Origin of the sequence: Streptomyces sp. NPDC056738, from assembly GCF_042790435.1 — a bacterium.
Taxonomy (GTDB): Bacteria; Actinomycetota; Actinomycetes; order Streptomycetales; family Streptomycetaceae; genus Streptomyces.
Window position 1 is genome coordinate 576,981 of the sequence record NZ_JBHTZF010000005.1, and the last position, 26,039, is coordinate 603,019.

The following is a 26,039-nucleotide window of genomic DNA, read 5'->3' on the forward strand; positions in this document are numbered from 1 at the left end:
ACGTGCAGTTGAACCGGCTGCCATCATCGGCCGATGGAGTATTTCACCCTCACCGCAAAACCAACGGGCCAGGATGTTCGCACTGTTGACGTCGCCCTGCGTCGGGCCTGGAACGCGTGCGCCGCGGTGGCATGCCCCAAGTGCGACGTCCCGCCCTGGCAGTACTGCCGCAACTGGATCCAAGGCGACTGGTCTGTGACCCGATTCCACCGGCCACGACAAGATGCAGCAGGTGCGCCCGAGATTCTGGCTCCGCTGGGAATCCACGGGCTCAGCTGGGCAAAGGGTACGGGCGCCTTCAGGTGGGACAACCGGCGCGTTCCGGAGGCGTGACGGTGCAGTTGTCCCTGAGCTGGCTGTCAGCGCCGACGGCTGCAGCGATCACGATTCACGGTATGGCCGGCCCAACTGGGTGAGAGACCGGAAGGCTGAGACCGCCCGGCAGGTGACCACGGTGACAGGCACCCTGGCCGCCGCGGCGCCCGGACAACTGCGGCACGCCTCGCGGCGTTGTTCAGCAACCCGTGCAAGGGTGATCACCGGCCATACACTCGTCCGCATGCGCTATGGGCTCGAAGGCATCGCACAGTGGGACGGGCGTATAACCCGGGCCGTTGGCAACCCACACGAAGTGGCACTGCGAGATGAGCTGGCCGACGCCACCCGCGACGGCAACTGGCAACGCGTCTTGACCATTCTGAATCCCAGGGACCAACGCATCTGGGTCAACGCCGTGCGCCTGGACGGAAAGAAACGGTACGCGCCGCTCCACCAGGCTGCGTGGCATGGAGCTCCCACCGACGTCGTGCAAGACCTCCTCGAGTTCGGGGCGTGGCGCACTTTGCGCAACAGCGCGGGAGAACGGCCTGCCGATATCGCGGCCGCACGCGGGCACCAGCACCTCGCGCGCATCCTGGAGCCCGAGGTCAAGCACCATCTTCCCGGCGACGTCCTCACCGACCTGCAGCGCAACCTGTACGCCCTGATCACCCGGTACGACAAGACCGCCCCGTACTGTGTGCGCCTGCCTCAGCTCGAGGTTCTCACCGAGCTCGCCCTACCCGCGTACTGGATCCGGGTAACTGGCGGAGTCTTCATCATTGCGTTCCGCGGTTCTGAACTGAACGTCGAGGCCAGAGGCAAGATGGACCACGATTCGTCGCCGGTATTTCGCATTACTGCCGACTGCGTCTACGAACCGTCGGGCGAACCGTGGACAGCCCCCACCTCAGTGGCCGTGACCATCGCTGACCTCTTCGATCCCGAGCCTGAACGCTGGGGCCTGCGTGGCGACCCCTACCTCTGGGAGGCCCTTCGTGACCACTTGTCCGATGCTGACGCTCCAACATCGGTCGATGAAGTCGTCAGCCGTCTGCACACGGCGTTCGGAGAGCTTGTGGGCCTTGACCTCGTCAGGGATCGACGGTCTTCCGTGTACCGGGTGCAATACGCCCATGGCGGCATGTCCAGCGGAATGATCTCTCTGGACACGTGGCGAGAGCGTTTGATGCCTTTGCTCGCGGAGCGTGCGAGGACTCTGCTGGAGGCTTGATCGCAGGGGCGTATGGCACCCGCACCGTCCCGCACCTCGGCCTGTCATCGCCCTCGGTGACGGCTCGAAGTGCTGACCTGGCGCGTCTGGTGGCCGCCGGGCCCGCCGAGGCTGGTCGCTCCCCCGGTCCAGATGGGAGGCTAGAACAGGGTCAGCGGCTCGGGAGAGGACAGCGTGGTCTGGTGTTCTCGGATCGCGTCCCGAAGCTGGGCGGCGGTCACGCGGGCTGCGTCGAACGTCTCGGTCCATCCGTTGGGCAGCTGGATGGCGGTGAGGAAGACGCCGTGCCCGGCGGCGCGCAGGCGCCGCAGAATCGTCTGCTCGACGGACAGTGCGTCGTCGCCGGTGGGCACGTGGTGTTCGTAGAACAGGGTCCATCCGAGGCGGCGGTGCTGGGCGATGCGGTCGTTGCGCTGAAGGGCGCCGGCGACGCCGATCTTGACGGCGCCGTGCTGTGCGTGGGTGACGACGTAGACGCGGGCGGGCGCGGCGCGGTCGAAGCCGAAGCGGGCGCAGTACTTGCATCCGCGGCCGCTGCGGATCTTGGACAGGGTGGGTGTCGAGGTTCGGCCGCAGGTGGTGCAGCGGCAGCGCCAGGGTGTCATGGTCGTGGTGTAGGGCTCCAGGGGCTCGAGGCCGGCCTCGCGCATGGAGGCGGCGGCGCGCTCGGGGTCTTCCCGTCGTGCGGCGCCAGCGCGGAGGTCGGCGCAGCGTCGGCATCCGCTCTGGCCGGCGAGGATGGATCCGAAGGTCGGCGAGGTGATGGTGCCGCAGCCGTGGCACAGACACCGCCAGGGGTACTTGACCCCGCGGTACGGTTCCTGGGGTTCGAATCCGTGCTCGCGCATCTCGGCGACGGCCAGGTCCTCGTCGTGGCGCTGTGCCTCACCGGTGGCCCGGTCTGCGCACCGCTTGCAGCCCGGACGGCGGCTGCGGCCGGTCAGGGAGCCCAGGCGCGGGGAGACGATGGCCGCGCACTTGGTGCAGCGGCTCTTCCACGGGAACGCGGTTCCGGGGTACGGCTCCAGCGGCTCCAGGCCCGCTGCCCGCACCACCGCGGCCGCGGTCTCGGCGTCGTGGCGCATCGACTCGTTGGCCTTGCGTCGGCCGCAGGGGTAGCAGCCGCCCTGGCCCTGCCGGATGGAGCCGAGCGTGGGGGTCCCGGGCTCTCCGCACGTCGTGCAGCGGACGGGCCAGGGCGTGTCCACTCCCGGGTACGGGCCGAAGGGTTCCAGGCCCGCGGCCCGCATGTCGGCTGCGGCGACGTCCGGGTCGACCGGCGCGTTCGGCGCGCACCACCGGCAGGGCCCGGCACCGGAGTTGATCCGGACGTAGGTGGGGGTGACCTCGCTCCCGCAGGCGACGTGGCGGCACCGCCACTTGCGGTCGCTGCCGGGATAGGGCTCCAGGGGCTCCAGGCCAGCTGCCCGCATCACGCCGGCCGCGGCCTCGGGGTCGAGCCGGGCCCGCCCAGAGCAGTACAGGCAGCCGCGCTGTCCCTTGGTGACGTTGCTCAGGCGGGGGGTGACCTCCCGCCCGCACTCCGTATGACGGCACCGCCACGGGGCGGAGCTGCCGGGGTAGGGGTCCAGCGGCTCCAGGCCCACCGCCTGCATGATCTCTTCCGGCTCGCGGGGGTCCTTCCGCGGTCGGCCGATGCGCGCCATGGGTCCAACTCCCCGCTCTTGAGGGTGAGCGGGGTCGTGCCTCGCTGTGCGGCGCAGCATAGGGGTGACCACTGACATCGACGTCGGCGTTCGCATTGCCGCGGGTGGGAGCCGGTGCCCACTCCCCGGGGCTCAGTCCGCCTGTGCTTGGCGGCTTGACCCGGCCGGGGGAGGGGCACACCGCACGGCGCCGAGGACCGCGATGACCGGTCCGCCGGCGCGATCGAGCCGAGTCCGTTACCACGGGGTGGGTTTGACCGACCGTGTGTCCGGCAGGGCATCGGCGGGGAGGCTATCTCCTCAGACCGATGCCGGAGATCTGAGGGAAGCCTCGCGGGGCACCGTCCCCGAAGGGCCCGCGATACCGCAGGCCGCACCTGGGAGGTTGCCGAGCAAGATTTCCGTGCCGATCACGGCACACCGGGGTATGCAGGTGATGTTCGCTTGTATGGTGTGTGACCGATGATCAGCAATCAGTGAGGGCCCGCTTTTTTCGGCAGGTCCAAGGGGGTGGTCGCGGTCAGTCTTTCACCGACGCCAGGCCAAACAGCGGTGCGAGTCCTGTTCATCCTCGACCGGCTGGGTGATCCGTGCACCGGCTGGCCGCAGGTGCCGGGCACGGCGGTTCGGGTGATTCAATCCCAGCGCAAGCTGCAGAAGCTGGACTTCCTCGTACGCAACCCCGACTACCTCGCGGACCTGATCATCTCCAGGTGGCAGGACGGCAGCCTGCCGGCGGAACGGCTGCTCGACGCCCGAGCAGTTTTCAAGGAACGCGAGCCGGAACTGCACACCTACCGGATGCTCCGCAACAGCCACGGGGCCTACGAAGCGTTCGACAACGCCCTGAGCGTGCTGCGTCACCTTGGACTCATCGCGGTACGGCGTGCAGGGCGCACCTCCGACGAACACGTGCGCCGCCGGGACTACTTCCTCCTCCAGGCCGGCGCGGACCAAGCCCAGCGGCTCCGCGAGAGCGAAGCGGTCCTCGCCTGGTACGACCAGCAGACCGCCTACGTGGCGGCTGCGGTCGAAGGGATGACCGGCGCCCAGCTGAAGGAACAGCAGTACGGGCAGCCCGAGTACGCCGCCACGCCCGTGCACCAGATGATCGGCGGCATCACCGAGCGGGTCCGCGAACGCCTGGATGAGGCACTGGCCCAGGAGGAACTGGCATGAGCACACAGGGCGAAGCCCGGGGCCCGGTCGAGGCGTGGCTGGAGGAGATCGCCAAAGCCTCCGGCCAGGAGCTGGACGTGGTCAAGGCGGTCCTCGCCGAGCATGGCGTGCGCCCGCAGACCGCACTGCCCAGGCCGCACTCGTTGCAGGTGACCGCGGTGGAGTTCGAGGGTGTGCGCCCCGCGCCGGCCGGTGAACACGATGGCAACACAGGCGAGAACGGTGGTCCCTTCTACTTCCAGTGGGAACCAGGGCCGGGGGTGTGGTGTCTGGCCTCATCGGGCAAGAACGAGGCCGGTAAGTCGAGCGTGCTGGAGATCGTCCTGTGGTGCCTGCGCGGCCGCAGCGCACTCCAGCGCGACGTGCAGAGCTGGCTGCGCCGGGTGAGGACCGAGTTCGTCCTAGACGACGAGACTCTGGTCGTCGAAATGACCATCAGCAACAGCAAGCCGGCAGGGACTGTGGTCTCCAAGGCCACCGGAGGGGCGCTGTTCTCCTTCGACAACGCCGCCACTTTCGAAGAGCAGATGGACGCCTTCATGCTGGAGCGTCTGGGACTGGAGCCGCTGCGCACCCAGCAGAAGCGGCCCGAAGGAGTCGACGGACCGCCACTGACCGGTGAATTGTCCTGGCCCGCGTACGCCAGTGCCCTCCACATCAACCGCTCCGGTCTGGGCCATCTGCTGGGCAACGAAGCCCGCAACGCCCTGCCGACCCGGCTCCTCGAACTGTTCCTGGGAGCGCCCTGGGCCGCCACGATGGTCTCCGCTGCGGTCGCACAGAAACTCGTCACAGCGCAGCTGTCCGCCGCCAAGGCCCGCGCCCAGGCTGAGGCAGACGAACGCCAGAGCAAGATCGACGAACTCGAAGGCAGCCTCCACCGCGCCCAGGAGCGACTGGATGCCCTGCCCGATCTCGGCCAGAACGCCGCCGACCTGAACGCCTCCTACCGGGCTCTCGCCGAGGCGACCCAAGCGGCTGGCACCGCGCAGCGCGAGCTCGCCGAGGCCCGCACGCAGCACGACGAACTCGAACAGCAGCGCCATTCCCTGGCTGCGCTGGTTCACGCCGCGCACGAAGCCGCCCTGGCCAAGGCCTTCTTCCACACCCTGAAGCCGACGGTGTGCCCGCGCTGTGACACCCAGGTCACCCAGGCCCAGTGGGCCAGGGAGGACGAAGGGCACTGCTCCCTGTGCACATCTGAGCTCCGCCCAGCCACCACGCAGTACGAAGGCGCCTCGGCGGACGAAGAAGACGGTCTCGACGACGTCGACGACGACTTGGAACTGCGCCAGACACTGGCCCAGGTCCAACAGGCCGTCGCGACGGCGGCCACGGCGCTGGCGGACAAGCAGGCCAAGGCCACCGACGCCACGGCCACGCTCGGCCAGGCCCAGAGCAACCTCCAGGAAGCGCTGGCCCGCCCGGCAGCGGGTGACCGCCGAACAGCCGAGATCGAGGTTGCCCGGCTCAGGGGCGCCCTCGACGAACGCCGAGGCCGCTTCGACGACCTGGGCGACCCGGCCGGCCTCGCGCCCCTGCAACGTGACCAGGCCATCCTCAAGGCTGCGGAGAAAGCAGCCCACACCCGCCGCACGCGAGCCCTCAAGGAAGTCCTCCAAGCCGTGCAGGCCGACATCGTCACGATGGGTCGCCAGCTCGGACTGGAGATGCTCGAAGCCGTCGAACTCGGCACCAGCGCAACGCTGAAGGTCTCCAAAGGTGGTCAGACCCAGCCCTATGGGAGTCTCACCGAGGGCGAGCAGCTCCGCCTGAAGATCGTCACCACCACCGCGCTCCTGCGGCACGGCATCCGCACCGGCGTCGGCCGGCACCCGGGCCTGCTCATCGTCGACTCGCCCGGAGCCGAAGAGGTCGACCGCGGAGACCTGGAACTGATGCTGCAAGGACTCGTCCAGCTCACCGAGACGGCGCCACAGCTCCAGGTCGTCATCGCCACCGCCCGCGGCCAGGAAGTGGCCTCGGTCATCCCGGCGGACCAGCTCCGCCTGGCCCCTGCTGGGGAACGCCTGTGGTGACCGGCCCGGGCCGACGATACGTGGCGCTCACCCGGCCCTCTATGATCCACAGGCCGCCGAGCGCAGTGAGGAGATGGTGACCTATGCCTGGCGCTTCCGATCCGCTGCAACCCCTGGTGGACGCCCACCGCGCCGGCGCCCCCATGCCGTCCCTCTCCGACCTCGGCGGACTCGACCACATCCTGCAGGACACCGCCGCCCTGCTCGATCACGACGAGCTGCCGCTGCTCGTGGCACTGATGTGCACCGACCAGGCAGCCATCCAGGACGTCCAGGCCCGCGCCTTCCTCCTCACCGCCGCCGAGGCCCCCCAGGACCCGTTGCGGCTGGAGGGCGTCATCACCAGCCTCCTCGGATGCCCCGAAGCCGTCCACGAACTCGGCGACGACCTGGCCGACATCTGGCTGGACGCCAGCCGAAGCCACACCGACCTCATAGGCGGCATCGCCCTGGAAGGCACCGCCCGCCTGGTCCTGTCCGGCGCCGCCGCCGAATACGGGCTCCTGGACCGACTGCGCCGCTTGAACCGGAGACAAGAACTCGTCCGGATCGACGACGATTACGCTCTGCGCACCGTGAGAGTCGCCGGCGCCGTCGCCGAGCACTTCGACTCTCCTGACCCTGCTGGTCTTCTGAACCAGCTGGTCGAACGCGACGACGTCGCCGAGGACGCCGCCTTCGAGCTCGGTATGCTCGCGCTGCGTCAAGCGCTGCACACCGATGACCCCGACCGCGCCCGCCCTCTTCTGCTGGACGCCCGCAACCACCTCAGCGGCGCCCACCAGGACGAAGAACGCCCCGACGCTGCCGCCTTCGGTGCCGCCATCGACGCGATCCTCGCCTACGCCGCTGGCGCCCCTCTCTCCGACGCCGCCAGAACCCAGCTCGACGAAGCCGTCCTGGAACTGCGCCTTAACCTCCTGGGTCTGCCGCCGGGGTGGCGCACCCCACGCCTGGACACCCTCGCCGCATGGCAGCACCTTCTCGACACCCTCACTCGCGCCACAGACGCGGACCGCCCCGGGGCCTGGCTCCACGCCGCCGCCGTGATCAGCGACCTCGTGGACGTCTACACCGCCCACCGCACGCTCGATCTGTTCGCCTTTTCCCAGGACTCCCCGAGCGCCACCCAACCGGGATCCGCGACAGCAGGGGCCCCGCATGGCCTGCACGCTGTCCTCGCTCCCCGCGTCGAGGCCACCCTCCTCGCACACGAGGGCGGACTGGCCCTTTTGGAGGAATGGCTCGAGGAACTCGCCGAAGACCCCGGCGGAGACCAGGACCCGACCACGCCTCTCGTCCGGGAGCAGGCCGCACGGCTCCGTCAGGTGCTGGACACCGGGGGTGGTTCCCCGTCCCCAAAACCTGACCGCCCGGCGGCCTCCCTCGCCGGGCTCGGGCTCTCCCCGGCAGACACCGAGCACCTGCAAAACCTTCTGGCCGGCACCCCAGAGCTGAGAGACCGGATCGACGCGATGCTCGCCGCCAAGAAGGCCGCTCAGCCGGTCGACGAGGTGCCCATCATCGCCGCAGTGTTCCGCAGCACCCACGACCAGCTGAAGGAACAATGCCCGGACGGGTACGTCGGTCAGTTCGCCGCCGACGTGGACCGCATGGTCCTGCACCTGCTCCGCTTCGTCGACCTGCGAAGAGGGACGAAGACAGACCGAGGGAAGCCGAACTCGGCCGCGATCTGCGCGACTTCCTCCGCGGTCAGGGCCTGCGCGTACGCATGGAGGAAACCAATATTGGCGGCGGTCGCGTCGACATTGCCTGGCAGCCGCACACCGAACTCATCACCCTTGAGCTCAAACGGGACTGGGCCGACCCCTCATGGGACGCGTACGCCACTGCCTACGGACCCCAGGCGATCTCGTACCAGGTGGCCGGACCGCCCGTGAACTTCCTCGTGGTCCTGGACCTCACCCCGAAGCCACAGGGCCTCGCCGCCATTCCAGCGTGTATCGAAGTCCGGACCCTGCCCGGCCCTGCTGGCGACCCCCGCCCCCGCACCCTCATCATGGTGCGCGTTCAGGGCAACAAACGAGACCCCAGCGACGTGTAAGCCTGGCGATGGCGGACTCAAGGGGCGCGATTGTCCACGCCCCGCTGCCCACCACGGCCCCGCAGCCGACCACGGTTCCGCAGGCTACCGGCGCGGCAGCTGCGTACGGGAGGCCTATCGCGAAGTAGACGTGGGAAAAGGCGACTTGTGCCAGCGTGAGCGGCGTGAACGAAGTCGAGGAGGCCCATTTGACCGAGCGACCGGCGCGGAGAGTCCGGCTGCGGCTGGCTCGCCGCCGGCCAGCGCCGTTGGTAGTGCGGGCCCGGGTGCCGGAACCGCGGGTGCCCGAGCCCACCCTCGCTCCCGAGCCGGAACCTGACCCAGGGCCTGGACCCGACCCCGACCCCGAGCCCGCAGCGCCGACTCTCCGGGAACGCATGCGGAGGGCCCGGTGGGCCCACATCATCACGGTCAGTGGGGCAGGTCTTGCCGCTGTCGCCGCGATCGGCGGTCTCTGGGCTCAGGCGGTCGCTACGTATTGGACGCAGCAGACGGCCATGGACCAGCTCAGTCAGTCGAGGGAAGACAGCCAGCGGGAGGTGCGGGCCCAGGCGTCACAGGTCACGTTCTGGACGGAAAACGTTAAGTCGGGCCAGGTGATGAGGCCCGACCTGCACATCCTCAACCGCTCCCTCGACCCGGTGACGAACGCCGACTTCGCAGTTGCAGACCGCTACCACCAGCCTTACGTCTCATCGAGGGTCGAACTGCCTCCCTGCACTGAAACGGTCTACGAAGGTTGGGACCTGTCCCTGTTCCACTATGGCAGCCAAATCTCAACGCCTATGCAGGCTCTCCCGGGGGGCCCTTACGTCTACCTGGCGTTCACTGACAGCCACGGTATGAGCTGGACGCGCTCGAAGACCGATCTGGTTGAAGGGCGGAAGGCCGTGATGGATGCAGATGGCGTCGGACACGTCCGGGTCAACAAGGGGCATGTGAAGGAGGCCGACGCCTGCGGCGACGACCACGGATGAGCCCGGCGGCGGGGGCTGTCGCTGGTGACCGGCGCGGCAGCCGCGTACGGGAGGCGTATCAGCAGGTGGGGGAACGCCAGAGGCCCGCCCGTGTGACTCGGCGGCTCGTCCACTATGCGGGTCTCCAGGTGGCAATCCCTAGTCGGGCTCACGCTCTGGCGGAAGCGGCTGGCGGTCGGCCGCGCCCCGGGGATCTCCGAGTCACCCCAGCACCCCCTGTCGGCGGGATGAACACACCATGACTCCTCCCCCGCCTGGAGCGCGCAGCATCTATTGCGAGGCTTCCGGGAGGTACGCACCGTCCTCGTGACCATCGTGGCGCTGGCCTTGGTCGATCGCCTGTCAGGCCATTTCGTCCTGAGGGTGCATGCCCGTCAGCGTTTGATGCGTCCGCGGATGGCGAGGACGGCGAGAGCCAGGAGTGCAGGTTCCATGAGGCGGGAGGTCATTTCGATGTAGGTGCCGGCGGTGGTGAGGTCCTGGCCGCTGGAGCGGAAGATGACGGAGTTGAGTGTGGCCGTGAGGGCTTTGTCGAAGCGTTCGCTAGTGAATCGGTTGCCGGTGGGGTTCTGTGGGTCGTCTTTGTCGATGGTGAAGGTGGTCTGGCCACCGCCAGCTGGGACAACGCCTGTGGCCTCCTGTGCGGGGGTGTTCTGGGGGAGGCCGAAGCCCATCAGGAGCAGGATGGTGGTGAACATGGCCAGGAAGAGCCAGGTGAAGGCTCGGGAGGCGCGCAGGCCGTAGCCGGACAGCAGCCAGTAGGCATGGAGCAGGGCTCGCTCGCCGCGGGAAGTGCCGGATCGCTCGTGCCGGCGCATCTCCATCTCGCCGTAGTAGAAGTCGGCGGCTCCGGGCTCGTTTTTTCCGTCTTCAAAGGCTTTGCGGAGTTGCCGATAGACGGAAGCGACGTCGTCAGGGTCCGGCGTCTTTATCGGATCGTCATGGTGCGGCCCCGGACGCCACAGGGTCAGGTCCGGCTCACCGCGTGGCGTGGAGGGACGCCGGGCAGTTCGCTGAGCGCGCCAGTGATGTTCTTCGGCCAGGGTCCGGCGCTGCGACCAACGGTCCGGCCAGATATGCCCTCTTCTGCGGAGTCCCCGAGGGACCGAAGCGAAGGTGGTGCTGCCTTCCAGGCGAATCTGGTCGAGGTGGAACGCCCCAGTAAACCGACACCAACTGAGGTCTATGTCTGTGAGGACCAAATGTGCGGAGTCAACTCCACTGACCGAGACGACATGGGCCCTTGCTGTGGAACGGGTTGATAGTGCCGACTCAGTCACTATGACTCCCATGCGGTCGAACTGGGAGGGGTGGCTCGTGACTGCAACAGGGGCGGACAACACAGCATCAGTGAGATCTATCGCCGCGTAGCGGATGCGGAGGGTTGCTGTCGAGTCCCACTGTGTCCGGCGACAGCTGAGGCTGCGGGCCGCGGCCTCGAGGGTCAGAGGAAGAGCGAAACGGGCATAGGACAAATTCAACCCCCGCGCACACACGATTGGCCCGAGGAAGGAAGTCTTGTTGAATACAGCACCACGGAAGGATATTCCTACGCGGGATGAGACGTTGTAAAATCTGGCGGAGCCTTCGAAACACGTCGAGTCAAAATTTGCACCCAATCCACCGAACTGGGCGTTGATGAAGACGGCTTCGTCCGAGAACCTGACGTCTCTGAAATTCGCCTGCGCGGCAATTTGAGCATCACTGAAATCGGCGAATCCTTCAAAGTGGGATTCGGTAAACCAGGCGAATGACTCGAACTTTGCCGACACGAAATGACTGACATCGAGAAACCGAGCATTTTTAAACCATGCTGTTCATACGAATGATGTGCTGGAGAAGTGAATCGGGCACTCGAATGATGCGCGGCTAAACTGCGACTCTTTTGCGAAGGTAGCGCCGAAAAACGAGGCATCTCGAGCGAAGCGCGCTCCCTCAAACCAAGCGTCTTCTCTGAAGGCAGCTCCGTCGAAGCTGACAACGCCAAAGGAGGCACCATCGAAGACTGCCTTTTGCCCGAAGAGAGCGTCCTCAAATGAAGCACCGTCAGGAAACTGCGTGCCGCGGAACGAGCACGTTCCAAACGAAGCCCTCCCGCTTGTGTCCTGCAAGCTGCGGAGGAGAGCGGTAAGCAACGGGTCGTCGAAGACCGTGCCGTCGTGGTTAACATCTGCGCCTGGAACAAGAGCATCCAGGTAGCGGCTTCGTGTGGCTTCGCGTGCGTGAGCCAAACATGACAGCTCTCCAGGAAGGTTTTTCCCCTTGCAATCGGGGTCTCCGTGGCAACGCTGCATAAATCCGTCCACGCGAGTTTGAGGAAAACTCAAGGCTGACTCTGCCCCTATCCGACGGCGTGAAGAGTTCCTCGGCGCGCGGCTACAGTCTTCTTTTGTTGCTCTCGTGCTTCCCGCTTCTGGGCGAGCTGGTCTTGGTACATCTGCACGGCTTCGTGGTACCGCTCGACGAAGTCCGCGGCATTGAGTCGCTCGGTCGGGTCCATGTCGGCGATGGCAGCGGCGCAGTCTGCGGGCGTGAGGTAGCCGGCGAGCATGGCGTTGAGCTGATGGACGCCGTTGCGCTGCTTCTTGACCAGCTGCGCAAGGTCGAGGTGGCGGAGGGCCGCGGTGACGGCGGGCCGGCTGATGTCGAGCTTGCGGGCGAGGTCGGCCTGGTCAATCTCGATACGGCCGCCGGCCTCACTGAGAGCCCGCAGTTTCAGGAGCGCCCTGGTGGCGGTCGCCGGCAGGTCCAGGTCCGCGACGACTCCGTCGGCGTTGACCAACGCGAAGCGCTTCGAGCTGACAGTCACTGCGCCATCCCCTCCTCTGCTGCGCCAGGCAGCTCCCACAGGCCGTCAACAGGCTGTTCGACAGCCTGCCGTGCCCTCTTCCGCTCGGTCCGTCGTTCAGCCCGCTCGGCACGCATCTCCTCGACCGCTCGCCGCAGGTGGTCCAGCGACGGGAACCTCACCAGGTCAGGCAGCGAGGTGTCCTTGCGGACCTCATTGAGGACCTCGTCCTGTTCTACCCGCACATACTTCTTGCCACCGTCCATCGTGCGGACGAGCTCGCCGATCCGGTACGAGTATGGCGGGTTGAACTGGTAGACGCCTCGGGAGCGTTTGTACACGATCCCGTGAGTCATGATCTCCTGCAGGGCCTCATTAACGGCCTGCCGACTGACGTCGAGTACCCTGGCCATCTCGTCCTGCGTCAGCTCGATGCGCCCGCCCGTTGACAGGCGATCAGAAGGAAGATCAGCCGCAGGGGGAGAGCCTCGCGGAAGTACTGGCTGATGACGAGAGAGCACTCCAGGGGGTCCAACGCGAAAGCGTTGGGGTTTTCCTGGCCCACGCCCGCGGCGACTATGCGGCCGCCGAGGAACCGGCCCGCCGGGCGGTCGCCCTCCGCGAGCACGCACGGGGACCCTCGCATCCGGAGACGGCCGCCGACCGGGCCGCGCTCGCGCCCATCCTGCTCGGACTCGGCCGTCTGAAGGAAGCCGAAGCCCTCCTCCAGGACGCGCAGGCCGTCTTCGAGCGCGCCTACGGCACCAGGCACGTCGACTACGTGATCGCGCTCGGAAACCTCGCCGCCGTCACCCACCGGCTCGGCCGCCACCAGGCCGCCGGGACCCTCTACCGGCAGACGCTGCACACGATGGAGGAGGAACTCGGCCCGGACCACCCCGACCTCGCCCCCGTCCTGGCCAACCTCGCCGACCTCCACCGCGCCCTCGGCCGCATGGACGACGCCCACACCCTGGAGGCGCGCGCCCGGGCCGTCCTCGCCGCCTCGGTCCGGCCCGACCACCCCACCCTCACGATCCTGCAGCCACCGTCTTCAGAACTTTTCCCTTCCAACTGGAATAGTCATGAACCATGAGCATGTTGTACGGGGTGACTCACCCGAACCAGCCCGTACAAGGAGCACACCGTGAGCGACATCAAGAAGGTTCTCTTCCTCGCCTTCCCCGACGCCGGCGAGCAGGACCTCCTCGCCCCCTGGGAACTGTTCAAGGCCCTCGCCTACGACCTCAGCCGGCAGGGGGAGACCCTGGAGGTCACCCTCGGCAGCTTCGAGGGAGGCACCGTGACCACCCACATGGGCGCCCAGCTGCAGACCGAGAAGGTCTCGCCCCAGGACCGCTACGACCTCCTCTACATCCCCGGCGGCATCGGCGGCGGCGCCGCCTCCCGCGACCCGCGGATCCTCGACTTCATCCGCGCCCACCACGACGAGGACCGCTGGGTCGCCGCCAACTGCGCCGGAGTCGGCGTCGTCTTCCGCTCCGGCATCCTCGACGGCACCCGCTTCCAGGCCGCGGCCGTCCTCGGCCGCCGCCTGAGGGAACTCGGCGCCGACGTCGCCGAGCCCCGCCGCGCCTGGTCCCTCCTGCCCGACGAGAAGATCTTCACCGCCGGCGGCGCCGCCACCGTCCACCCCAGCACCATCGCCCTGGTCACCCACCTGTTCGGCGAGGACCGGGCCCGCGCCCTCGCCGCCACCTGGGACACCCTCCCGCTCCACGGCGAAGCCCTGTTCAGCCCCGAGGGCCCCGTCTCGCACGACGACGAGACCTTCGTCAAGGGACTCCAGGACGGCATGGAGAAGGTCTTCCTCCCCGAGAACTGACCCCTCCCGCACCAGGGGGCGGGGCGCGGACCGGGACACCCGGCCCCCGCCCCGCCTTGCCCCGCCTTGCTTCCTCCGCCACCGGCATCCCGGCCCAAGGCCACCACCACCCCGGCAACCCGCCCGGACGAGACCCCTACGGAGACACCGTGAGCCAGACAGACCAGCCCCTCGCCGCAGGCGCGTGCGATCTCGAGTCGGGTGTCTGCGCCCTGCCCGGCGACGGCGCCGCCCTCCCCGGCGCGGCCGCCGATCACCCCGGCCCCGGGACGGGCCTCACCCGCATCACCTATGTGACCGACCCGATCTGCTCGGCCTGCTGGATCCTCGAACCCGCCTGGCGCTCCCTCACGGAGCGCTACCGCGACCTCATCGACGTGCGCCACGTCTACGGAGGACTCCTGCGCGGCTGGCAGGGCTTCCACGACGCCGGCAACGGCATCCGCCGCCCCGAGGACGTCGCCCACCACTGGGACGAGTTCGCGGAGATCTCCGGCCAGCCCATCGACTCCTCCGTCTGGCACAGCGACCCCATCGACTCCTCGTACCCGCCGAGCATCGCGCTCGCCGCCGTGCGCCTGCTGGCCCCCGAGCACGAGGAGACCTACCTGCGCCGCCTCCGTGAGGAACTCTTCCTGGACGGCCGCAACATCGCCGCCCCCCGGCTCCTGGAGGCGCTGGCCGTGGAGCTCGGCCTGGACGTGACGTCGTACCGCCGTCTGATCGAGAACGGCGAGGCCGCGTCCGAGTTCGAACGCGACCTGGTCCGCACCCACGAACTCGGCGCCCGCGGCTTCCCGACCCTGATCCTCGAAGGCCCCGACGGCCGTGTCGTCCTGCACGGCTGGATCCGGCCGGAGCGCCTGGAGAACACCTTCCTCACCGTGTCGGGCGCGGCCCGCCGGCCCGCCGTCTCCTCGCTCGACGAAGCCATCGACCGGCTCGGGACCGGAACCTCACTGGAGTACGCCGCGCTCACCGGCCGCTCCGTCACCGAGGTGGAAGGGCTCCTCACCCGGGCCGGCGCCACCTCACGCCCCGCAGGCAAGGGCAAGGCCTGGTCGCCCGAGCCGCGGAACCGGCACTGAGGGGGGACACGGTCGGGACCAAGGATTTCGGAGGAGATTGACGATGCGCAAAGTGATGCAGAGAAGGCTCGGCGGCCCGGACGTCCTGGAGGTCGTCGAGGTGGAAGTGCCGGAACCGGGCCCCACGGAGGTGCTGGTCGAGGTGAAGGCCGCCGGGGTGAACCCCGTCGACTGGAAGATGCGTACCGCCGGAGGTCTGGGGGAGCCGCCCTTCTCGGTCGGCTGGGACGTCTCGGGGGTGGTGGCGGCCGTGGGGCCGGGCGTGACCCGCTTCAGGGCGGGGGACGAGGTGTTCGGCATGCCCCGCTTCCCCGCGGAGGCGGGAGCGTACGCGGACTACGTGACCGCTCCCTCGAGACACCTCGCCCTCAAGCCCGCCCGCCTGAGCCACGTACAGGCCGCAGGACTGCCCCTCGCCGGCCTCACCGGCCGGCAGGCCCTTGTCACCGTGGCCCGGATCGCCGCCGGCGAGCGCGTCCTCATTCCCGCCGCGGCCGGCGGCGTGGGGCACCTGGCCGTCCAGATCGCCAAGACCCGCGGCGCGTACGTGATCGGCACCGCGAGCGCGGCCAAACACGACTTCGTCAGGGCACTGGGCGCCGACGAGGTCATCGACCACCGGACCGCGGACGTGGGCGCCCAGGTCGCGGACGTGGACGTCCTCCTCGCCACGGTCGCGGGGCAGATCGAGGAGCTGGCGGGCACCCTGGTGCCCGGGGGCCGGATCGTGGCGCTCAACGGCGCCGACGCGGACGCGGTCCGGTGGGCCGTGGAGAACGGCCTGCGGGCCGACTTCATGCTCGTGGAACCCGACCGCGCCGATCTGGAGGCCCTCGCCTCCCTCGCCGGGGACGGACTGCTCGACGTCCACATCGACACGGTCCTGCCGCTGGAACGGGTCGCCGACGCCCACCGCCTGGGCGAGCGGGGACGAACCACCGGAAAGATCGTCCTGTCCATGTAGAGCGGCGGAAGTTTCTGTCCGTGCAGAGCGCCGGAAGCCTCCGTCCGTGTAGAGCGGCGGAAGCCTCCGTCCGTGCAGACCGGAAGTCCCGATCAGGCCGCCGCCAGATCGGCCCAGTGGTCGACGAGGTCCCCGGGAGCGCCGTGGCTGCCACCGGCGTCGACCAGCGCGGAGATGATCGTGCCACCCCGGCCGTGCTCGTCCTCGGGGCGTGTCGCGGCCCAGGTGGCGGGATCGGGCTGAGGACCGCCGTCGCTGACGTGGACCCGGATGCGGCGGGCGTCGTTCCCGGCCACCCGCAGATGAAGGACCACCGGGGGCAGCGCGTGGGTCACCGCGTTGGTGACCAGCTCGGAGACCACCAGGAGCGTGTCGTAGATCCGGTCCTCGTCCACACCATGGGCGGCCAGCACACGGCCGGCCTCACGGCGGGCGGCGGCCGGCGCGAGCGGACCGTGCTCCAGCTCCAGGTCGACGACCCACCGGGCGGCCCCGGCCTCGTCGTGGTGCCGGCTGCCGGCGCTCGGGGTGGGGAACATGAGGATCACTGCCTGAGGAGAGGAAAGCGGACAATTGGCGATCTGTCTCCCAGCACACCGCGAACCCTCACCCGACACCTGAGAACCCCGTACTCAAGAAGACCGCGCGCGGGTCCCGCGATCCCGCGTCGTCCGCCGCTTCCGGAACCGTGAACACCGAGATCGAAAAAGGGAGGCCTTCCATGGCCGCCGAGGACAAGTCCGACGGCACGCACGTCCGCGAGGACGGTGCGGGGGACCAGGACGGGACCGTGGCCAACCGGGCCCTGTGGGACGACCTCGCCGAGTTCCACGGAACGCGGCCCGGCGACCGGTCGTACGACGTGGAGGCCTTCCTCGCCGGCGGGCAGACACTGCGCGGGATCGAGCGGGAACTCGCGGGCGACGTGGCCGGCAAGGACCTCCTCCACCTCCAGTGCCACTTCGGGATGGACACCCTGAACTGGGCACGCCTGGGCGCGCGCGTGACCGGCGTGGACTTCTCGCCCAGGGCGATCGCGCGGGCGCGGGAACTGGCCCGGCGCGCCGGTCTGTCCGCTGAGTTCGTCGAAGCGGACTCCCAGCGCCTGCCGGACGCCCTGACGGGCAGGTTCGACCTGGTCGTCTCGACCTACGGGGTCCTGTCCTGGATCGGAGACCTGGACGCGTGGATGGGCGGCGCGGCGAGAGCGCTGCGGCCGGGCGGCCGGCTCGTGCTCGTGGACCTCCACCCCGTCTTCCAGACGGTGCTCACCTTCGACCCCTTCGTGGCCGACTGGCCCTACGGCGGCGGCGCACCGCAGCACGACGCGATGACGGGCACGTACGCCCACGGCGACGCCCCGCTCGAGCCGCGGGCCTCGACGCAGTACCCGTACTCGGTCGGTGAGATCGTGACGGCGGCCGCCTCGGCGGGGCTGGTCGTGGAACGGCTCGGCGAGCACACCGAGACCGAGACCGACGGGCGCCACATCCTGCCCCAGGGACCGGACGGCCTGTACCGGTTCCCCTTCAGCGACACCCACCTGCCCATCCTGTACTCGCTCGGCGCGCTCCGGCCGGCCGCGGCGGCCGGCTGACGCCCCGCACGTCCGGTGCGCCGGTCGCAGGCGCACCGGAGCGTGCTCATGCGCCCGGACGGCGGTGCACCTCGCGCGCGTGCGCGGGGGCGGCCCCCTCGGGGGCGTGCGGCCCGGCCAGCCGGTCCAGGACGACCTCGGCGGCCGCCAGGTCCTGGACACCGAGGCCGACGAGCTTGCAGACGGTGATCTCGTCGTCGCCCTCGCGTCCGGGCGCCGTGCCCGCGAGGACCTCGCCGAGCTCCGCGTGGTGTCGGCGGTCCGCCGCCGCGAGCCGCGACAAGTCGCCGTGCGTCGCGGTGAGTTCACGGCTGTCGACCACGATCCGGTCCGCCCGCGTCAGGGCCTGGGGGCTCAGTTCCGCCTTCGTCGGATCGTCGGCGCCCACGGCGTTGACGTGTGTCCCGGGCGTCAACCAGGCCGCGTGGACCAGGGGTTCGGTGCTGGAGGTCGCCGTCACCAGGACGTCGGCGCCCTCGCACGCGGCCCGCGGACCGTCCACGGCGACCACCCGCAGGTCGGGGCGCCTGGCGTGCAGCGCCCGGGCGAGGTCCTCCACCCCGGACGGGCGCCGGCCCCACACGCGTACGTCACGCAGCGGGAGTTCGTCGGCGACGGCGAGGGTCTGGAGGTAGGCCTGGGTGCCGCTGCCGACGACCCCGAGGACGTGGGAGTCGCGCCGTGCCAGGGTCCGGGCGGCGAGAGCACCGGCCGCGGCCGTCCGTACGTCGGAGAGGTGGTGTTCGTCCTCGAGGAGAGCCCGGAGGTCTCCCGTCTCGGCGTCGAACACCGCGACGACGCCGCTGCCCGGCGTCCCGCCGCGGCGGGCGCGCTCCAGGAACCAGGAGGCGACCTTGACGGTGAAGATCCGCCGCCCCGGCAGCCACGCCGACTTCACGTGCACATCGCCCTCAGGGCCGGCCGGCGCGAACACCGCGGCGGGGGAGTCGCCGAGACCGCGGCTGTAGTCGCGCAGTGCGGCGGCGACGGGTTCCAGGACGTCGGGGTAGCCGACCGCGGCGCGGATCTCCCGCGGGCCGAAGTAGGCGGGCCCGCCCGTCACCGCGGGAGCCCTTCGAGGCGCCCGCGGGCGACGACGGCGACCTCTCCGCCGACCCGTACCGACGTGATGTGCTCCGGGCCGCCGTGGGCGCTGACCGTCATCTCGCTGGGGCGGCCGCAGTACTGCCCCTGGCGCAGCGTGCGCGGTTCGCCGTCCTCGAGGCGTCCGTGCCGGCGCAGGTAGGCGGCCACGCATCCGGCGGCACTGCCGGTGGCCACGTCCTCGACGACGCCGTCGTTGTTCCAGTGCCGCCCCTCCAGGTCGTCGGCGTCCAGGAGATAGGCGAACTGCGCTCCGAGTTCCGCCAGTCGGCGCCCGATGTCGGAGGCGATCCGGGCCCGCGCGAGCGCTCCGGGACGCACCGGCACGATCAGGTACCGCAGCCCGGTCGAGACGATCTCGGGCCGCAGTTCCGGGTGCAGGTCCGCCTCGTCCAGGGAGAACCAGGAGGCCACGCCGTCCGGTTCGGGCCGGCCGAGGAACTGCGGGGCGCCTTGGTCGAGGACGCTCGCGTACCGGCCGGGACCGCGGTGCTCGGTGACCACCTCGACGGTGCGTGCCTTCAGTTCCAGCGACCAGGTCCGGCTGCCGTCGCCGCCCGCCATGGCGTGCAGGACGCTCGCCGCTCCGATGACGGGGTGCCCGGCGAAGTCCAGTTCCTCGGCGAGGTCGAAGACCCGGGCCCGCCACGCGTCGTCCCGGCCGTCCCTCTGTTCCAGGAAGATGGATTCGAAGTGCCGCATTTCCTCGGTGATCCGCTGCATTTGGGAGCCGCTCAGATCCGCCGCGTCGGGAAATACGGTGAGGCTGTTCCCGCTGAACGGCGTTCCGCTGAAGACGTCGACATGAAAGTAGTGCATACGGCGACGCTACCCAGGGGCCGAAACGAAAGGAACCCTCGCCGTGAACAGAGGGGGCATAGCATGTCGTTATGGCCCCCGATCTCGAAACCGCGCTGCTGCGTGCTTTTGTGAGTTCCGTACGGTCCGGAAGCATCAGCCGGGCGGCCGCGGCCCTGGGCCACAGCCAGCCCGCGCTCAGCGGCCAGTTGCGCCGGCTCGAACGTACGGTGGGCCGACGGCTGCTGGACCGCGGCACGACGGGCGTGTCGCTGACCAAGGCCGGAGAGGTGTTCCTGCCCTACGCCGAACGCATTCTGTCCCTCTCCGCCCAGGCCGTCGCGGCGGCCGGCCCGGACGTGGCCGGGCACTGCGGCGTCGGGCTGATGGAGGACTTCGTCACGCCGTCCCTGGTCGAGGCGCTCGGCGACTTCAGCGTCCTGCACCCGGACGCGACACTGGAACTGGTCACCGGTCCCGGCCCGCTGATGAAGCAGGCCCTCGCCGAGGGGCGCGTCCAACTGGCCCTGTGCGACCCCTTCCACCTGGCCGAGCCGCCCCGCTGGACGGTCCGCCTGCCTCTGACCTGGTCCGCGGCACCCGGTCTCGACAGGGACCAGGACCCGCTGCCGCTCGTCCTCTTCTCCCAGCCGTGCCGCTGGCGGGCACCGGTCCTCGACGCCCTGCAGGGCGCGGGCCGCCGGTGGCGGATCGTCTTCGAGAGCACCGCGATGAGCGGGGTGCAGGCCGCCGTGCGGGCGGGCCTCGGCGCCACCGCGCTGCTCCCCGCGAACGTGGAGCCGGGCACCGCGGTCGAGGGACTGCCCGCGCTGCCCGACGTCGAGGTCGCCCTCGTCCGCTCCGCCGGGCGGGACGGCGACCCGCTCCTCCAGGCGGTGGAAGACCTGCTGCGGGACCTGACCATGCCGCGGGCGGACACGGGACCGCGGTAAGGACCCGGCAGGGACCGCGGTGGGGGAATTCCGGCTGAGACCACGTCAGGCCAGGGGCGCTGCCGGCACCGAAGCCGCCTGACGTCCGGCATACCGGACCCCGGCCCCGCCCGGCTATAGGCAGAAATTACTCACGCCCGCCCGGCCGCCTCACGCTTCAATGAATTCCACCCGGCGCGGGCAGCGAAAAAGACGCTCCGCGCCGGGCAATTCACGTCCGGCGAAATTTTTGCGTCCGGAAAAAGGTGAGAAGGAGCCCCGTGTGAGAAGGAGTCCTGTGCGGATGAAGAGTCTGACAGCTCCGCTGTTCACGGTGTCGGCCAGGAACGAGGCCGCGTTCAACACGGTCGCCGACCGGCCGATGGTGTTCGTGGACGTCACCCGCTGACAGAGCCGCCGGCGACGGGCACCGTCCTCGGTATGAAGATCTCCGACCCGAAGGAACAGCCGTGATGCGTTTCCTGACCGCCCTCGCGGCACGCACGGATCGCCGAGCCGCGCGCGCCGTCGACCGCAGCATCCTCCTCCGCGAACTGGACGTCACGGACACACCCACGGCACTCGGGGTGCACCGGGTCGCCCGGCGCTCGTACGCGGTGGAGGCCGAGCTGATCGGCTTCGACGGCATACCGGCCTTCACCGAGACCCTGGAGGAGATGCGGGCGCAGCCGTTGCGCTGGCTCGGGATGGTCACTCATGACGGCCGGATCGCCGCCTTCGTGGCCTGGCAGCCCCTGGCCGGGGCCGACGGTATCGACATCGACCGCGTCTGCGTCGATCCGGAATGGTTCCGCCGCGGTCTGCGGCTCGGCTTCACCCGGGTCGGCACCGTCCAACCGGTCCCCGGCCTGCTCCTGGCCGAGTTCCGGCTCGTACGCGAGCGCGTTCACCCCTCCCGGGCCGTGGTCCGGTCCGGCGCGGGGCCGTCCAGGGTGGCCTGAACGGCGGGGGCGAGGGTGGCGACGATCTGTTCGGGGGAGAGGTGGGCGACGGCGGGGATGCGCAGGATGTAGCGGGTCAGGGCGAGACCGAGGAGCTGGGCCGAGACCAGCCCGGCTCGTGCGGCCTGCTCGGGCCCCGCGGCCTCGGCTCGTGCGGTCTGTTCGGGTCCCGCGGGCTCGGCTTGTGCGGTCTGTTCGGGGCCCGTGGCCTCGGCTTGTGCGGCTTGCTCGGGTCCCGCGGGCTCGGCTTGTGCGGCCTGCTCAGGTCCCGTGGCCTCGGCCCGTGCGGCCTGTTCGGGTCCCGCGGCTCCGGCGAGTGCCGGGGCGACCTGGGTCGCGAAGATCGCGTGCATGCGCCCGGCGGCGTGCTCGTTGGTGACGGCCGAGCGCAGGAGCAGCAGCAGGGCGTCGCCGGCCTCGTCGCGCTCCCAGCGCCGGAGGAAGTGCCGGACCAGCGCTTCGGCGCGCTCGCCCGCCGGCACGGCGGACAGGTCCGGGAGGTCCAGGTCGATGTCGAGCGCGGCGTCGAAGAGCCGGTCCTTGCTGCCGTAGTAGCGCATGACCATCGAGGGGTCGATGCCGGCGTCGGCCGCGACGGCGCGGATGGTGGTGCGCTCGAAGCCGTGAGCGGCGAAGCGGCGGCGGGCGGCGTCCAGGATCACCGCCCGGGTGCGGTCGGATCGTCGGGCGCCCGAGGCGCTGTGGTCGATGTCCTGCGTCATGCCCACAACTGTAGGCCAACGCCTGTTGACTCTCCAGGGCCGGTGCGTGCACTCTGTCAACAAGCGTTTGCCAACACGTGTTGGCATCCTGACGCACGCCACCCGGAGGCCCGCCGTGAACAGCCCCGCCCCCGCACTGCCCGACCGCACCGAGATCGTGATCGTAGGCGCAGGCCCCACGGGCCTCGCCCTCGCGGTGACCCTGGCACTCGCCGGCATCGACTTCGTCCTGCTGGACCAGCAGGACGAAGGAGCCAACACCTCGCGCGCCGCGGTGGTGCACGCCCGGACCCTCGAGGTCCTCGACGAACTCGGCGCCTCCGCCGAGCTGATCGGCCGGGGCGTCAAGCTCGACCGGTTCGCCGTCCGCGACGGCGCCCGGCGGCTGCTCACCGTCCCCTTCGACCAGCTCCCCACCCCGCACCCCTACACGCTGATGGTCCCGCAGTACGAGACCGAGGCGGTCCTGCTCGCCCGGCTGCGCGCCCTGGGCGGCGACGTCCACCGCCCCCACCAGGTCACCTCCGTCGTCCAGGACACCGAAGGCGTCACCCTCACCACCGGCACCGGACAGACCCTGCGCGCCTCCTACGCGGTCGGCGCGGACGGCATGCACAGCACCGTGCGGGAAGCCTCCGGCATCGGCTTCACCGGAAGCTCCTACGCCGAGTCGTTCGTCCTCGCCGACGTCGTCATGGACTGGGCCCCCGGCCCGGCCGAGGTCTCCCTGACCTTCGGAGCCGCCGGCCTCCTGGTCGTCGCCCCGCTGCCCGGCGGCCACTACCGCATCGTCGCCACCACCGACCAGGCCCCCGAACACCCCGACCTCGCCCTCGTGCAGCGGCTCCTGGACCAGCGCACCCCCGGCCAGGCCGCGGTCACCGACGTCGCCTGGTCCTCCCGCTTCCGCGTCCACCACCGCGTCGCCGACCACTACCGCGCCCGGCGGCTCTTCCTCGCCGGAGACGCGGCCCACGTCCACAGCCCCGCCGGCGGCCAGGGCATGAACACCGGCATCCAGGACGGCCACGCCCTCGGCACCGCCTTCGCCACCGACACCCTCGACGCATACGAGGCCCGCCGGCGCCCGGTCGCCGAACGCGTCGTCGCCTTCACCGACCGCATGACCCGCATCGCCACCACCCGCAACCCCGCCGTACGGACCCTGCGCAACACCGCCCTGCGCCTGATGGGCCACACCCCCCTGCCCACCAGGCTCGCCACCGAACTCGCCGAGCTCAACTACCGCTAGGCAGGTTGAGTACCGATTGCTCAGCCGCCACCGCACCGGGCGGATGTCCCCTGGAAGGGCAGTGAACTCAGCCCTCCAGGACGGGAAAGCCATGCACAAGACCCTGACGGCGGCAGGCCTCACCGCGGCGGTGGCCGGTGTACTCCTCGCGATTCCCGTCGCGTCGATCACGGTGGCGCGACCGGAGCCCCCGGCACCCGCGAGCCACAGCGCCCCGCCCGCCCCTGTGAAGCACCCCGGACTCAACCCCGCGCACCCGTAAGGCTGTCGAGCGCCTCTCGCGCCACGGCCAGAGTGGGGTGCCGCTCGTGGACCCTGCCGTGCAGAAGCCCGACGACGCGCGCGTACAGCGACCGGGCGGGCCCGAGGTCGCCCTGGGACGCCTTCACCGCGGCCAGGTTCACCAGCGTCGGTGCCAGGTCGGGATGGTCCGTGCCCAGCAGCCGCTCCTTGAGGGCCAGGGCGTTCGCGTAGGACGAGCCCGCCGGGCCCAGTTCACCGCGGCGGTGCTGGACGGCGGCGAGGTTGTGCAGGGTCACGGCCACGTCGTAGCTGTCGGGGCCGAACACGTCCTGGAAGACGGAGAGGGCCTGGCGCAGCCGGAGTTCGGCGTCGTCGAGACGTCCGCATCCCTCCAGCAGGGTGGCCCAGGCCGCCGTGTCGAGGGCCGTGAGGACGTGGCCGGGACCGTGCAGCCGGGTACGGATCTCCACCGAGCGGGCGGCCCACGGCTCCCCGCCCCGCGCGTCACCGCGCGCGTGGGCGAGCCCGCCGAGGTTGTGGCACACCATGGCCACGGTGTCGTGATCGGGCCCGAACGTCTCCTCGTAGATCTCCAGCGCCCGCAGGTAGCGCCCCTGGGCGGCGTCGAAGTCACCGGTGTACTTGCCCAGGACTCCCCACTCGTTGCACAGCCACGCCACGGTCGGCGACGAGGGACCGGTGGCACGCTCCGCCGCGGCCAGGACCTGCGACAGCAGCAGCCCGGCGTGCCGGTATCTGCCCCGCATCCGCCACGCGGTGGCCAGCATGCCGCGCACCTCGATGTCCTGCACGCAAAAGAGCCCCGTACGCAGGGCACGTGCCGAGGACGGGTCGGCGTCGAGCGCCGCGCGCAGCAGCTCCTCCGCCTCGCCCGCCCGGCCCGCCTCCAGCGCCCGCTCGGCCGCTTCCACGGCCGTGCGCAGGGCGGGACGGTGTTCACGGCCGCTCATCCGGGCCTCCCTGGGGAAGAACGCGAGTCAGGCTCAGCGCACCCAGCGCGGTCGCGCCGAGCACGGCGGCCGAGACGGCGAAGAACATCCGGAGGGAGCCGGCCCCCAGCAGCGCCGCGGTGGCCAGGGCCCCGATCGCGAAGCCGCCCGTCCACGCCAGGGTGTGGGCCCCGTTGTAGCGTCCGGCCAGCCCCGGGGGCGCCAGGTCGTTGACCAGCGCGGTGACGACCGGCATGTAGGCGATCTCCCCGAGGGCGAACACCACGGCCGCCGCGAGCAGCCTCGCGGTGCCCGGGGTCGCGTCCAGGGCGACGATCGCCCAGGCCCCGGCCATACAGGCGGCTCCACCCGCGAGAACGACCGGCCGGGGGAACCGGGCCAGAACGCGCTGGGCGGGAACCTGGGCGAGCGCGACGACGAGCATGTTCGCGGTGAACACCCACCCGAGGCCGTCGACGTCGTGGGTCAGCACCGACACGGCCGGCAGGCCGATCTGGAGCTGGGCGAACCCGGCCGCCACCACCAGCAGCACGAAGACGAACACCCGGCGCATGGCCGGATCGCGGGCGACCGCCGCGTAGCCCTGGTCCGAGGACCCAGGGCCGTGCCGGTCCGGGAACCGCCCGGCCGCGCCGGAGGCTTCGGCGAGCGCCGTGACGTTCCGGCGGCGCGCGGCCACCCGGCCCACCAGCGCCGCCAGCACGACGAACGAGACCGCGTCGAGCGCGTACACCCAGCGCAGTCCGCCGTCGGCTCCGAAGACGCCGAGCACGGCGGCCGCACCGGCGACACCGAGCATCGCCCCGGTGGTCACGACGGTGTTGCGCCAGGAGAAGGCCCTCTCCCGGGCGTTGTCGGGCACCGCGCGGGCCAGCAACGCGTCCAGCGCCGGCGCCAGTGCCGCCGTCGCACCCGTACCGGCGATCGCCGCCACCACCGCGGGCGCGACGCTCCCGTGTGCACCGGCCATGACGGCGGCGGCCGCCGCGGCGGCCGCGGCGAGCCCCGTGACGGTACGGGCCGCCCCGTACCGGTCACTGAGGGCGCCTCCCGCCACGGCCCCGGCCACGGCGGCCAGCGAGCGGACCACGAGGACCGCCCCGACCTGACCGCCGGACAGGCCGCAGACGTCGCTGAGGTAGACGACCAGATAGGGGAACGTCGCCCCGGAACCGACGTTGGAGAGGAACTCGCCGAGGAGCACCAGCAGCGCGACGGGCGGGAATCCCGCCGCCGGCACACCGAGCCCGAACGGAGCCCTTCTCCTGGTCCGTGTCCCGAGGCCGCCCATTC

Annotated in this window: 23 protein-coding genes and 1 pseudogene; 13 read left to right on the top strand and 11 right to left on the bottom strand. The window is 70.4% G+C overall.

Annotated elements, in window-relative coordinates; genetic code table 11:
* Window positions 1-454: 454 nt before the first annotated feature.
* A complete protein-coding gene (locus ACFRIC_RS16865; RefSeq protein WP_382785765.1) occupies window positions 455-1,552 on the top strand; it encodes a hypothetical protein in 1,098 nt (365 codons plus the stop codon).
* A gap of 140 nt (window positions 1,553-1,692) precedes the next feature.
* Here the strand turns inward: ACFRIC_RS16865 and ACFRIC_RS16870 are convergent, their stop codons facing one another.
* Complete coding sequence (locus ACFRIC_RS16870; RefSeq protein WP_382785768.1) at window positions 1,693-3,219, bottom strand: hypothetical protein; 1,527 nt, start codon at window positions 3,217-3,219, stop codon at window positions 1,693-1,695.
* Window positions 3,220-3,849: 630 nt separating this feature from the next.
* Between ACFRIC_RS16870 and ACFRIC_RS16875 the strand changes: the two genes are divergently transcribed.
* The 4 genes from ACFRIC_RS16875 to ACFRIC_RS16890 all read left to right on the top strand — a co-directional run bounded on the left by ACFRIC_RS16875 (window position 3,850) and on the right by ACFRIC_RS16890 (window position 9,479).
* A complete protein-coding gene (locus ACFRIC_RS16875) occupies window positions 3,850-4,398 on the top strand; it encodes a hypothetical protein (protein ID WP_382785770.1) in 549 nt (182 codons plus the stop codon).
* A complete protein-coding gene (locus ACFRIC_RS16880) occupies window positions 4,395-6,437 on the top strand; it encodes a hypothetical protein (RefSeq protein WP_382785773.1) in 2,043 nt (680 codons plus the stop codon). The genes ACFRIC_RS16875 and ACFRIC_RS16880 overlap by 4 nt, the downstream gene beginning before the upstream one ends.
* 83 nt (window positions 6,438-6,520) lie before the next feature.
* The gene (locus tag ACFRIC_RS16885; protein WP_382785776.1) at window positions 6,521-8,338 is read left to right on the top strand and encodes a hypothetical protein; all 1,818 of its coding nucleotides are present in this window, start codon (window positions 6,521-6,523) and stop codon (window positions 8,336-8,338) included.
* A gap of 661 nt (window positions 8,339-8,999) precedes the next feature.
* Window positions 9,000-9,479, top strand: coding sequence for a hypothetical protein (locus ACFRIC_RS16890; protein ID WP_382785779.1), 480 nt, complete (start codon window positions 9,000-9,002; stop codon window positions 9,477-9,479).
* Between the two features lie 374 nt (window positions 9,480-9,853).
* Here the strand turns inward: ACFRIC_RS16890 and ACFRIC_RS16895 are convergent.
* From ACFRIC_RS16895 to ACFRIC_RS16910, 4 genes and pseudogenes are all read right to left on the bottom strand, one after another.
* A pseudogene (locus ACFRIC_RS16895) lies at window positions 9,854-11,275 on the bottom strand (pentapeptide repeat-containing protein); the annotation flags it as partial.
* 21 nt (window positions 11,276-11,296) lie between these two features.
* Window positions 11,297-11,773: a pentapeptide repeat-containing protein gene (locus ACFRIC_RS16900; protein WP_382785953.1), complete on the bottom strand. Its 477-nt coding sequence runs from the start codon at window positions 11,771-11,773 to the stop codon at window positions 11,297-11,299.
* Between the two features lie 47 nt (window positions 11,774-11,820).
* Window positions 11,821-12,288, bottom strand: coding sequence for a MarR family transcriptional regulator (locus tag ACFRIC_RS16905; RefSeq protein WP_382785781.1), 468 nt, complete (start codon window positions 12,286-12,288; stop codon window positions 11,821-11,823).
* Complete coding sequence (locus tag ACFRIC_RS16910) at window positions 12,285-12,680, bottom strand: hypothetical protein (protein ID WP_382785784.1); 396 nt, start codon at window positions 12,678-12,680, stop codon at window positions 12,285-12,287. The genes ACFRIC_RS16905 and ACFRIC_RS16910 overlap by 4 nt, the downstream gene beginning before the upstream one ends.
* Before the next feature lie 32 nt (window positions 12,681-12,712).
* Between ACFRIC_RS16910 and ACFRIC_RS16915 the strand changes: the two genes are divergently transcribed.
* The 4 genes from ACFRIC_RS16915 (at window position 12,713) to ACFRIC_RS16930 (ending at window position 16,165) form a co-directional block, all read left to right on the top strand.
* Window positions 12,713-13,363, top strand: a complete 651-nt coding sequence (locus tag ACFRIC_RS16915; RefSeq protein ID WP_382785787.1) for a tetratricopeptide repeat protein — start codon at window positions 12,713-12,715, stop codon at window positions 13,361-13,363.
* A gap of 51 nt (window positions 13,364-13,414) precedes the next feature.
* Complete coding sequence (locus tag ACFRIC_RS16920) at window positions 13,415-14,113, top strand: DJ-1/PfpI family protein (RefSeq protein ID WP_382785790.1); 699 nt, start codon at window positions 13,415-13,417, stop codon at window positions 14,111-14,113.
* A 149-nt stretch (window positions 14,114-14,262) separates the two neighbouring features.
* Window positions 14,263-15,201, top strand: coding sequence for a DsbA family protein (locus ACFRIC_RS16925; protein WP_382785793.1), 939 nt, complete (start codon window positions 14,263-14,265; stop codon window positions 15,199-15,201).
* A gap of 43 nt (window positions 15,202-15,244) precedes the next feature.
* Entirely contained in the window at window positions 15,245-16,165 is a 921-nt protein-coding gene (locus ACFRIC_RS16930) for an NADP-dependent oxidoreductase (RefSeq protein WP_382785796.1), read from the top strand.
* Window positions 16,166-16,257: 92 nt separating this feature from the next.
* Here ACFRIC_RS16930 and ACFRIC_RS16935 read toward each other — a convergent pair whose 3' ends face one another.
* The gene (locus ACFRIC_RS16935) at window positions 16,258-16,704 is read right to left on the bottom strand and encodes an ATP-binding protein (RefSeq protein WP_382785799.1); all 447 of its coding nucleotides are present in this window, start codon (window positions 16,702-16,704) and stop codon (window positions 16,258-16,260) included.
* 182 nt (window positions 16,705-16,886) lie between these two features.
* Here ACFRIC_RS16935 and ACFRIC_RS16940 point away from each other — a divergent pair, with 182 nt between their 5' ends.
* On the top strand, window positions 16,887-17,762 hold the full coding sequence (locus ACFRIC_RS16940; RefSeq protein WP_382785803.1) for a class I SAM-dependent methyltransferase: 876 nt from the start codon (window positions 16,887-16,889) through the stop codon (window positions 17,760-17,762).
* Between the two features lie 46 nt (window positions 17,763-17,808).
* On the opposite strand, the gene ACFRIC_RS16945 is transcribed toward ACFRIC_RS16940, so the two are convergent.
* Window positions 17,809-18,825, bottom strand: a complete 1,017-nt coding sequence (locus ACFRIC_RS16945; protein ID WP_382785806.1) for an ornithine cyclodeaminase family protein — start codon at window positions 18,823-18,825, stop codon at window positions 17,809-17,811.
* Window positions 18,822-19,685 carry a PhzF family phenazine biosynthesis protein gene (locus tag ACFRIC_RS16950; protein ID WP_382785813.1) on the bottom strand — a complete coding sequence of 288 codons (864 nt, stop codon included), beginning with the start codon at window positions 19,683-19,685 and terminating at the stop codon, window positions 18,822-18,824. The genes ACFRIC_RS16945 and ACFRIC_RS16950 overlap by 4 nt, the downstream gene beginning before the upstream one ends.
* 71 nt (window positions 19,686-19,756) lie before the next feature.
* Here ACFRIC_RS16950 and ACFRIC_RS16955 point away from each other — a divergent pair, with 71 nt between their 5' ends.
* Both ACFRIC_RS16955 and ACFRIC_RS16960 read left to right on the top strand, forming a co-directional pair.
* Window positions 19,757-20,617, top strand: coding sequence for a LysR family transcriptional regulator (locus ACFRIC_RS16955; protein WP_382785820.1), 861 nt, complete (start codon window positions 19,757-19,759; stop codon window positions 20,615-20,617).
* A 452-nt stretch (window positions 20,618-21,069) separates the two neighbouring features.
* Entirely contained in the window at window positions 21,070-21,558 is a 489-nt protein-coding gene (locus ACFRIC_RS16960; RefSeq protein ID WP_382785823.1) for a GNAT family N-acetyltransferase, read from the top strand.
* Here ACFRIC_RS16960 and ACFRIC_RS16965 read toward each other — a convergent pair.
* Window positions 21,504-22,280, bottom strand: a complete 777-nt coding sequence (locus tag ACFRIC_RS16965; RefSeq protein ID WP_382785826.1) for a TetR family transcriptional regulator — start codon at window positions 22,278-22,280, stop codon at window positions 21,504-21,506. The two genes, ACFRIC_RS16960 and ACFRIC_RS16965, sit on opposite strands and share 55 nt — an antisense overlap.
* Before the next feature lie 115 nt (window positions 22,281-22,395).
* Here ACFRIC_RS16965 and ACFRIC_RS16970 point away from each other — a divergent pair, with 115 nt between their 5' ends.
* Entirely contained in the window at window positions 22,396-23,532 is a 1,137-nt protein-coding gene (locus ACFRIC_RS16970; protein ID WP_382785830.1) for an FAD-dependent oxidoreductase, read from the top strand.
* 242 nt (window positions 23,533-23,774) lie between these two features.
* On the opposite strand, the gene ACFRIC_RS16975 is transcribed toward ACFRIC_RS16970, so the two are convergent.
* Both ACFRIC_RS16975 and ACFRIC_RS16980 read right to left on the bottom strand, forming a co-directional pair.
* The gene (locus ACFRIC_RS16975) at window positions 23,775-24,746 is read right to left on the bottom strand and encodes a tetratricopeptide repeat protein (protein ID WP_382785833.1); all 972 of its coding nucleotides are present in this window, start codon (window positions 24,744-24,746) and stop codon (window positions 23,775-23,777) included.
* Window positions 24,733-26,037 carry an MFS transporter gene (locus tag ACFRIC_RS16980; protein WP_382785836.1) on the bottom strand — a complete coding sequence of 435 codons (1,305 nt, stop codon included), beginning with the start codon at window positions 26,035-26,037 and terminating at the stop codon, window positions 24,733-24,735. The genes ACFRIC_RS16975 and ACFRIC_RS16980 overlap by 14 nt, the downstream gene beginning before the upstream one ends.
* Between the last annotated feature and the right edge of the window lie 2 nt (window positions 26,038-26,039).